We start from the raw sequence: 6,974 nt of genomic DNA on the forward strand, positions 1-6,974 counted from the left end.
GGTCAGCGCGACGCCGTTGACCTCAGGGGGATACGTCTCGGTGACGATCGCGTAGCGCATGCGGGGGCTCCGGTTTAACAAAGCCTCGCGCAATGCAGTGAAGCGAACATGTCCAGCGCATGTAGGAACGATGACGCCAAAAGCGGGGATTCGGGATTCGGGATTGGGGATTCGGGGGTTTTCGCAAGTGCGTCGTTGTGCCGCTTTTCTGTGGGAAGGGCTTCAGCCCCGACGCGGTATCGGTAAGGCGTCGGGGCTGAAGCCCCTCCCACAAAAAAGCCGCGGTGTCGCGGCTTCACGAGGGGCGGGTTTTCTTTCAAAAACCGGCACTTTTCTCATCAAATCGCTTGACCACGATTTGACCGCGGACAGCATGCTGCCGTCCCGAATCCCGAATCCCGAATCCCGAATCCCGAATCCCGAGTCCCGAGTCCCGGCTTTCAAGCGACAAATGGACGGAAATTGATCCCCAACCCGGCCATGCCCTCGACCTCGCCGATCAGGTCGGCACGCTGCAACGGCCGCGACTCGATCCATGGCTGCGACAGGATCAGGTGCAGGTTGGCGCCGTCGGCCTTCAGTTCCAGCGCCGGGATCGGGTCGGCCTCGTGCGCGCGGTGCAGCAGCACCGCCAGGCGCAGCAGCGCGGCCTTGCGCTTGGCGCTGAGCAACAGGCGGTCGGGCAGCGCGTCGAACGCGGTCTTGGACACGTTGCGGCGGTGCGTGCGCACCAGCGTGGCCAACACCTGCTGCTCCTGCCGCGAGAAGCCGGCGATGTCCGAGTGCTCCAGCACGTAGGCGCCGTGCACGTGGTACTGGCTGTGCGCGATGGCCTGGCCGAGTTCGTGCAGGCGCGCGGCCCAGCCGAGCATGCGCGCGTCGTCGGCATCCAGCGCCCAGTCGCCGGCGACCTGCTCGAACAGCGCCATCGCGGTGTGCTCCACGCGCGCGGCCTGCGCTTCGTCGATGCCGTAGCGCTGGGTCAGTGCGGCGATCGCGGTTTCGCGCGGATCGTTCTCGCCGCCGCGGCCGAGCATGTCGTAGAGGATGCCTTCGCGCATGGCCGCCTTGCTCACCATCAGCCGTTGCAGGCCCAGGGCCTGGAATGCCGCCTCCAGCACCAGCACGCCGCCGGCGATGATCGGGCGGCGGTCGGCGGACAGGCCGGGCAGGTCGATGTCCTCGATGCGCTTGGCCAGCAGCAGGCGGTCGCGCAACTGCGGCAGCGCCTCGGCGGTGATCGCGCCCTTGGTCAGCTTCATCGCCGCGCAGATCTCGCCGATCGCCTTGTGTGTGCCGGACGAGCCCAGCGCCTCGTGCCAGCCCAGCGCACGGTACTGCCCGGCGAACTGCTGGAACTCGGCGCCGATCTCGGTCAGCGCGTCCTTCCACTTCTTCTTGGACAGCTTGCCGCCCGGGAAGAAGCGCCGCGTGCTGGCGATGCAGCCGGCCTGCAGGCTCTCGCGTTCCAGGGTCTGGAAGCCGCTGCCGATGATGAACTCGGTGGAGCCGCCGCCGATGTCGATCACCAGGCGGCGTTCGTCCGGCTTGGGCGGCTGCGCATGGGCCACGCCCAGGTAGATCAGGCGCGCTTCCTCGCGGCCGCTGACCACTTCGATCGGATGGCCGAGCGCGGTTTCGCCGGGAATCAGGAAGGTCTGCGGCGAGCGCAGCTGGCGCACGGTGTTGGTCGCCAGCGCGCGCACCCGCAGCGAGGGCAGGTCGCGGAGGCGCTGGCCGAAGCGCGCCAGGCATTCCAGCGCGCGCTGTCGCGCCTCGGCGGACAGCCCGCCCTTGTTGTCCAGGCCGTCGGCCATGCGCACGGTCTCGCGCAGGCGGTCCACCACCCGCAACTGCCCGAGCTGATAGCGGGCGATGACCATGTGGAAGCTGTTGGAACCCAGGTCGATGGCGGCCAGCAGGTCGCCGTCGCGCAGCGGCGGATGAGTGGGGGAGGTGGCAGGCATGGCGGAATGGTAGCCGATGCGCGGCGCGCGCCGTTGGCGCTGCGCCGCGGTGTGCTCAGAGCCCGTCGAGCAGGGCCAGCTGCGCCGAATGCGGCGGCTGGTCCTGGCCCGGGGCCAGCTTGCGGTAGTTGCCGTCGGCGTCCAGTTCCCAGGCGTTGAGATTGTCGGCCAGGTAGTTCTGCAGCACCTCGCGGTGGATGCGCTTGACCAGGTCCGGATCCAGGATCGGGAAGCCGGTCTCCACGCGCCGCAGCAGGTTGCGTTCCAGCCAGTCGGCGCTGGCGCAGAACAGCTCCGGCGCGCCGTCGTTGCCGAACCAGTAGACCCGGCTGTGCTCGAGGAAGCGGCCGACGATCGAGCGCACCCGGATGTTGTCGGACACGCCCGGCACGCCGGGGCGCAGGGTGCAGGCGCCGCGCACGATCAGGTCGATCTTCACGCCTGCCTGCGAGGCCGCGTACAGCGCGCGGATCACCTGCGGCTCGTTGAGCGCGTTCATCTTGGCGATGATGCGGCCCGGGCGGCCGGCATGCGCCAGCTTGGTCTCGCGCTCGATCCGGTGCAGCACGCCCGGGTGCAGGGTGAAGGGCGATTGCAGCAGGCGCTTGAGGCGGATCTTCGGCGCCAGCCCGGACAACTGCTGGAACAGCAGGTGCACGTCGTTGCCGATGTCCACGTCGGCGGTGATCAGGCTCAGGTCGGTGTAGGCGCGCGCGGTGCCGCTGTGGTAGTTGCCGGTGCCCAGGTGCACGTAGCGGCGCAGCTTGCGGCCCTCGCGGCGCACGATCAGCAGCATCTTGGCGTGGGTCTTGTAGCCGACCACGCCGTACACCACCTGCACGCCGGCTTCCTGCAGGCGGTCGGCCAGGCCCAGGTTGGCCTCTTCGTCGAAGCGCGCGCGCAGTTCCACCACCACGGTGACGTCCTTGCCGTTGCGCGCGGCCAGCACCAGCGCATCGACGATCGCCGAGTCCTTGCCGGTGCGGTACAGGGTCTGCTTGATCGCCAGCACGTTGGGGTCGATCGCGGCCTGCTTGATCAGGTCCAGTACCGCGGTGAAGGCGTCGAACGGGTGGTGCAGCAGCACGTCGCCGGCGGCGGCGATCTCGAAGATGCCTTCGCTGTCGCGCAGGGTGCGCGGATTCATCGCCGGATACTTCAGGTCTGGGCGCTGCACCAGGTCGTAGACCTGGTTGACCCGGCTCAGGTTGACCGGGCCGTTGATCCGGTAGACCGCGTTTTCCGGCAGTTCGAAGTTCTGCAGCAGGGTGCGCACGATCGACTTCGGGCAGTCCTCGGCGATCTCCAGCCGCACCGCCGGCCGGTAGCCGCGGTTGACCAGTTCGTCGCGCAGCGCCAGCGCCAGGTTCTCCACTTCCTCCTCGTCCACCACCAGTTCCGAGTTGCGGGTGACGCGGAACTGGTAGGAGCCCATCACCTCCATGCCCGGGAACAGCTCGTCGACGAAGGTGGACAGCACCGAGGACAGGAACACGAAGCTCTGGCCGCCCTCGGCCAGGCTTTCCGGCAACTGGATGATGCGCGGCAGCGAGCGCGGCGCGCGCACGATCGCCAGGTGGCCGACGCGGCCGAACGCGTCGGTGCCCTTGAGCACCACCACGATGTTCAGCGACTTGTTGAGGATCTTCGGGAACGGATGCGCCGGGTCCAGGCCCAGCGGCGACAGCACCGGCATGATCTCGTTGCGGAAGTAGGCGCGCAGCCAGCGCTTCTGCCGCGCGTTCCAGGAATGCCGGCCGAGCACGCCGATGCCGGCGTCCTTCAGCGCCGGGCGCAGCACCTCGTTCCAGCAGCGGTACTGCTGGTCGACCAGTTGCGCGGCGCGGTCGTGGATCGAGGTGAGGATGGCGTTGGGGCTCATCCCGTCCGGTGCCGGCGGCAGTCCGAATTCCTGCGCGTGGCGCACGGTGGCGGCGCGGATCTCGAAGAACTCGTCGAGGTTGGTGCAGGAGATGCACAGGAAACGCAGCCGCTCCAGCAACGGCACCTGCGGATCCTGCGCCTGCGCCAGCACCCGGAAGTTGAAGTCCAGTTGCGACAGCTCGCGGTTGATGTACAGCGCGGGGTCGCGCAGCGGGTCGCTGGGAATGTCCGGGGGCGGCGTGGGCGGCAGGGCAGGGGCGCGGCGGGGCATGGTGTCTCTCGTTAGGCGGAGGTCAGGGTGGCATGGTCGTGCCGCGGATGCACGCGCCCGGCGCCGAAGTGGCAGGAGAAGGTGCTGCCCTTGCCGACTTCGCTCTCGATCTCCAGCCGCGCCTGGTGCAGGCCGAGGACGTGCTTGACGATCGACAGGCCCAGGCCGGTGCCGCCGCTCTCGCGCGAGCGGCTGCTGGAGACGCGGTAGAAGCGCTCGGTGATCCGCGGCAGGTGATGCGCGGGAATGCCGTAGCCGCTGTCGCGCACCGCCAGCACCGCGCCATCGCCCTCGCGGGCGAAGGTGATGCGGATGGTGCCGCCGGCCGCGGTGTAGCGCACTGCGTTGGTGACCAGGTTGGAGAAGGCGCTGTGCAGTTCCTTGTTGGAGCCGACCAGGTCGCAATCGGCTTCGTCGTGGACCTCGATGCGGTGCCGGCCCTGGCTGTGCGCCTCGGCCTCGCGGCGCAGCGTGGCCAGCATCGGCGCCATCGCGATCGACTCCTCGTTGGCGTGTTCCTGCGATTCCAGCCGCGACAGGGTCAGCAGATCCTCGACCAGTTGGGTCATGCGTTGCGACTGCTTGCGCATCTCGGCGATCATCGGCCCCGAATCCGGGAAGTCCTCCGGGTCGAGCATGTCCAGGTAGCCGTGGACCACGGTTAGCGGCGTGCGCAACTCGTGCGAGACGTTGGCGACGAAATCGCGGCGCACCTGCTCCAGTTGCAGCAGCTTGCTGACGTCGCGCGCGACCAGCAGCCAGTGGTCGTCGGAATAGGGAATCAGGCGCAGGTTCAGGCGCAGGCGGTCGTCGACCGGGGAGGGCATGTCCAGCATCGGCTCGGCGTTGCGGCCGCCGCTGAGCCAGTGCGCCAGCGGCATCGGCTGCAGCCGCTCCACCACCGGCGCGCCGAGGTCGCCGGGGTGGCGCAGGCCGAGCAGGGTGCCGGCTGCTTCGTTGAACCATTGGATGCGCTGGCTGTTGCGGTCCACCACCACCACCGCGTCGGGCAGGGCCGCGGCGGCGGCGCGGTAGGCGCGCAGCATGTCCAGCAGGCGCCGCTTGCGCACGCGCATTTCCGCCTGGCTGCGGTACAGCAGCCGGTCCAGTTCGTTCCACACGCCGGTGCCGGCCGGCGGCTCCCAGCGCTGGCGCGCGGTCAGCCGCCGCAGCACCCGCCGCAGCCGCCAGTAGTGCCAGCCCATCACCCCCAGCGACATCAGGGTCAGCGCCATCCACACATGGCCGCCGATCCAGCCGATCAGCAACGCCAGCAACAGCAGGCCGGCGAGCGTGCCGAGGGTCTTCAACCAGGCGGAGCGGATGTGGCGGGGCATCGGGAACGCACTCTGTCGCAAAGGATCGTGATCCGTCCGCCGTTATAGCAGGCGAAGGCGGCGGTCAGATGGACGCAGAGAAGCGATAGCCGGAACCGCGGACGGTCTGCACCATGTTTTCCACCGAGAACGGCTCCAGCGTCTTGCGCAGGCGGCGGATGTGCACGTCGATGGTGCGCTCTTCCACGTAGACGCTGCCGCCCCAGACGTGATCGAGCAACTGCGCGCGGCTGTAGACGCGCTCGGGATGGGTCATGAAGAAGTGCAGCAGGCGGTACTCGGTCGGGCCGATCGGCACCGGCGCCTCGCCGGCGAACACCCGGTGCGCGGCGCCGTCGATGCGCAGGCTGCCGACCGAGACGCTGCCGTCCTCGTCGTCCTCGCGGGTGCGGCGCATCACCGCGCGAATCCGCGCCAGCAGCTCGCGTGCGGAGAACGGCTTGACCACGTAGTCGTCGACGCCGGCCTCCAGGCCGCCGACGCGGTCGTTCTCCTCGCCGCGGGCGGTGAGCATGATGATCGGCACTTCGCGGGTCATCGCATCCTTGCGCCAGCGCCGGGCCAGTTCCAGGCCGCTGGTGCCGGGCAGCATCCAGTCCAGCAGGATCAGGTCCGGGACCCGGTCGGCGATCGAGGTCTGCGCTTCGCGGGCATCGCCGGCGTGCACCGGCTCGAAGTCGCCCTTGCGCAGGGCGAACGCGACCATGTCGCGGATGGCCGGCTCGTCGTCGACGATCAGGATGCGTTTCTGCACAACGGCACCGTGGAACTGGGGAGGAAGGTCGCCAGTAGACTACGGTTTTATTACGTTTGAGTGACGCCTGACACGGGCGCGTTTCAGCGCCGTTGCATGTCCGGGTCCTGCACGCCCTGGCGGCGCAGTTCCAGCACCGTCGGGGTGATCGCGGCGATGCGGGCGTCGATGCGCGCGCGCGCCACGTAGTCCAGGTCGCTGCGCTTCTTCAGGTTGCTCAGCTGGATCAGGGCCTGCTCCGGATGCCCGTTCAGGTACGCCGCCTCGGCATACGCCTCGCCGGCCCGGGTGTCGTCGCCGGCCAGTTCGCAGGCACGGGCGAAGGTGCGCTGGAACACCGGATCCTCCGCGGCGGCCCCGAGCAGCGGCCGCAGCACCGCCTGGGCGCGCTGGCCGGCCTGGCGGCCGCCCTGTTCGTTGAGGGCGGTCGCATAGCTCAGCGCCACCGCCCGGTTGCTGGGCATTCGCTTGACCAGCGCCTCGAAGCGCTGGTCGGCGGCCTGGTTGCGGCCGGCCTTGGCCTCGGCCTCGGCCACCGCCACGGTCAGCCACCAGTTGTCCGGGTGCGCCTGCAGCAGGCTTTCCAGCGTCTGCGCGACCTCCTGCGCACTGCCGCCGGCACGCAGCCGGGCCAGCGCCAGGCCATAGCGCTGGGCATCGCTCAGGCCCTGTTTGCTGCCCTGGCGCAGGCCTTCGTACTCGCGGATCGCATCGGCCGGGGTGTTGGCGCTGAACACCCGCAGCCGCTCGCGGGCCCATTC

The 6,974-nt window shown here is 69.2% G+C and carries 4 protein-coding genes and 1 pseudogene; all 5 read right to left on the reverse strand.

Annotated features, from left to right (window positions below; all coding sequences use genetic code 11):
• Positions 1–440: 440 nt before the first annotated feature.
• The gene (gene ppx / locus D180_RS18970; protein WP_017914026.1) at positions 441–1,967 is read right to left on the reverse strand and encodes an exopolyphosphatase; all 1,527 of its coding nucleotides are present in this window, start codon (positions 1,965–1,967) and stop codon (positions 441–443) included.
• Between the two features lie 55 nt (positions 1,968–2,022).
• Positions 2,023–4,122, reverse strand: coding sequence for a polyphosphate kinase 1 (ppk1, locus tag D180_RS18975; RefSeq protein WP_017907840.1), 2,100 nt, complete (start codon positions 4,120–4,122; stop codon positions 2,023–2,025).
• Positions 4,123–4,133: 11 nt separating this feature from the next.
• On the reverse strand, positions 4,134–5,459 hold the full coding sequence (gene phoR, locus D180_RS18980) for a phosphate regulon sensor histidine kinase PhoR (protein ID WP_017907839.1): 1,326 nt from the start codon (positions 5,457–5,459) through the stop codon (positions 4,134–4,136).
• Between the two features lie 64 nt (positions 5,460–5,523).
• Positions 5,524–6,213 carry a phosphate regulon transcriptional regulator PhoB gene (phoB, locus tag D180_RS18985; RefSeq protein WP_017907838.1) on the reverse strand — a complete coding sequence of 230 codons (690 nt, stop codon included), beginning with the start codon at positions 6,211–6,213 and terminating at the stop codon, positions 5,524–5,526.
• An 83-nt stretch (positions 6,214–6,296) separates the two neighbouring features.
• Positions 6,297–6,974 (reverse strand): annotated as a pseudogene (locus D180_RS18990) (M48 family peptidase); the annotation flags it as partial.

It is taken from the genome of Xanthomonas sp. SHU 166 (assembly GCF_000364685.1).
Classification (GTDB): Bacteria; Pseudomonadota; Gammaproteobacteria; order Xanthomonadales; family Xanthomonadaceae; genus Xanthomonas_A; species Xanthomonas_A sontii.